Source organism: Stenotrophomonas sp. SrG (assembly GCF_050031795.1).
Classification (GTDB): Bacteria; Pseudomonadota; Gammaproteobacteria; order Xanthomonadales; family Xanthomonadaceae; genus Stenotrophomonas; species Stenotrophomonas rhizophila_A.
Window position 1 is genome coordinate 1 of record NZ_JBNBBE010001329.1, and the last position, 236, is coordinate 236.

A 236-nucleotide genomic window follows, 5' to 3' on the forward strand; every position below is an offset into this window, starting at 1 on the left:
GTGCACGTGCTGGCCGTTGGCAAGATCGTGCAGAGCGGCGGGCCTGTACTGGCGCTGGGGCTGGACGCCCATGGCGACCACGTCCGGAAGGACCGCGTGGTGCCGGAGGCAGCGGTCTGATGAGCGCGCTGCTCGTTTCCCTCGCCGCGGTATTCTGCGGCAGCGACGCCCGCCGCGCCGAGCTGGTTGGCGCCTTGCAGGCCGGCCTGCCGGGCCCGCGCTGCGAAGCCTGGAAA

Annotated in this window: 1 pseudogene; it reads left to right on the plus strand. The window is 72.5% G+C overall.

Annotated elements, in window-relative coordinates:
* Positions 1 to 120: pseudogene (sufC, locus tag ACQG3P_RS23740) on the plus strand (Fe-S cluster assembly ATPase SufC); the annotation flags it as partial.
* Positions 121 to 236: the final 116 nt, after the last annotated feature.